This window comes from Pseudomonas sp. NBRC 111127, assembly GCF_001320345.1.
Lineage (GTDB): Bacteria > Pseudomonadota > Gammaproteobacteria > Pseudomonadales > Pseudomonadaceae > Aquipseudomonas > Aquipseudomonas juntendi.
This window is the reverse complement of record NZ_BCBD01000297.1, coordinates 1-2,004: the sequence shown is the minus strand read 5'-3', so window position 1 is coordinate 2,004 and position 2,004 is coordinate 1. Positions and strand designations below refer to the sequence as shown.

Annotated in this window: 1 protein-coding gene and 1 tRNA gene; both read left to right on the top strand. The window is 59.4% G+C overall.

What is annotated here, in order from left to right; all coding sequences use genetic code 11:
• Window positions 1–43: 43 nt before the first annotated feature.
• Window positions 44–120: transfer RNA gene (locus APH30_RS26950), tRNA-Arg, on the top strand.
• Between the two features lie 420 nt (window positions 121–540).
• The gene (mgtE, locus tag APH30_RS26945) at window positions 541–1,983 is read left to right on the top strand and encodes a magnesium transporter (protein WP_009681472.1); all 1,443 of its coding nucleotides are present in this window, start codon (window positions 541–543) and stop codon (window positions 1,981–1,983) included.
• Window positions 1,984–2,004 lie beyond the last annotated feature (21 nt).

Here is a 2,004-nt window from a genome sequence, read left to right as displayed (position 1 = left end):
ACTTCAGTCAACCAGTGGTAATCTGGTCTAAAACTACCATCACGGACTCATAGCTCAGCTGGATAGAGTACTCGGCTACGAACCGAGCGGTCGCAGGTTCGAATCCTGCTGAGTCCGCCATACCCCATCAAAAAGCCCGCTCAACAGAGCGGGCTTTTTGTTTCTGCGTGTCACAGAATTGTCGACCATGGCCATCTAAGCTTTCCTGTAAAGGTTGTGCCGTGGCCGGGGCGCTTCGCAGCCCCAAGGCCGCACTGCCGCGACATATGCGAAATTCAATGTGCTCTCGTACCCATGACAACCGTCGCACTGTTGGCTTCGTGCGTTGTCCCAGCTTTATCGCGCAAACGATTGTTCTAGCCAAAAATTTAAGCGATCTGACAGCTTTAGCAGTGTATGATTGCGCCCGTCAGCCCCGCCGGGGCTTGTGGAAAACCACCATGGACTTACCCAGTAGTTACTCGCTAACACGATTCATACCGAAAGATCTGACCGATTGATTCTCCCGGCGTGCTCCGCTGCTGGGAGTGGAGTTCGCCTATGACCGAAGTAGAAGTAAAAAAAGCACAGGACAGCCTGCAGGATCGCCTGGCCCAGGTGATCGAGTTGCTGCAGCGCCAGCGTGTGGTCGAAGACCTGACCCACCGCCAGGAAGGTGCGCACAACGACCTGGTCGAGAACCTGGTCCACCGCCAGAACCTCGTCGAGTTGCAGCGCAAGCTCGATGACCTTCACCCCGCCGACGTCGCCTACATCCTCGAAGCCTTGCCCCTGGAAGACCGCCTGACGGTCTGGCAGCTGGTGCGCTCGGATCGCGACGGCGACATCCTGCTCGAAGTCTCCGACTCCGTACGTCAGTCGCTGATTGCCGACATGGACGACCACGAGCTGCTGGCGGCGGCCAAGGAAATGGACGCCGACGAACTGGCTGACCTGGCGCCTGAGTTGCCGCGTGACGTTGTCCACGAGCTGATGGAAACGCTGGATGCCCAGCAACGCGAGCGGGTGCGTTCCGCGCTGAGCTACGACGAGGAGCAGGTCGGTGCGCTGATGGACTTCGAGATGGTCACCATCCGCGAAGACGTCAGCCTGGAAGTGGTGCTGCGCTACCTGCGCCGCCTCAAAGAACTGCCCAACCATACTGACAAACTGTTCGTGGTCGATTACGACGGCATCCTCAAAGGGGTGTTGCCGATCAAGCGCCTGTTGGTCAACGACCCGGAGAAGAAAGTCGCGGAGGTCATGGCGACCGACCCCGTGTCTTTCCAGCCCGAGGAAGATGCCTACGATGCCGCGCAGGCCTTTGAGCGTTACGACCTGGTATCGGCGCCGGTGGTCGACAAGAGCGAGCGCCTGATCGGCCGTTTGACCATCGACGAAATGGTCGACCTGATTCGTGAGGAAAGCGAGAGCGAAGTCCTCAACATGGCCGGTCTGCGCGAAGAAGAAGACATCTTCGCCTCGGTCTGGCGTTCGTTCCGCAACCGCTGGGCCTGGCTGGCGATCAACCTGATTACCGCGTTTCTGGCTTCGCGGGTGATCGGCGTGTTCGAGGGTTCGATTGAAAAACTGGTGGCCTTGGCCGCGTTGATGCCGATCGTTGCCGGTATTGGTGGCAACTCCGGTAACCAGACCATCACCATGATCGTCCGTGCCATGGCGCTGGATCAGGTGTCGCCGGGCAATACCAGCCGTTTGATGCGTAAAGAGCTGGCGGTATCGCTGATCAACGGCCTGGTGTGGGGCGGGGTGATCGGTGCGGTGGCTTTCTGGCTGTATGGCAGCTGGTCATTGGGGGTGGTGATGACCGCAGCGATGACCCTCAACCTGTTGCTGGCCGCGCTGATGGGCGTGCTTATCCCGATGACCCTGGCGCGACTGGGGCGGGACCCGGCGATGGGCGCGAGTGTGATGATCACGGCTGTGACCGACAGTGGCGGGTTCTTCATCTTCCTGGGGCTGGCGACGCTATTCTTGCTGTAACCCCTTTCTTGCCTTACGCGA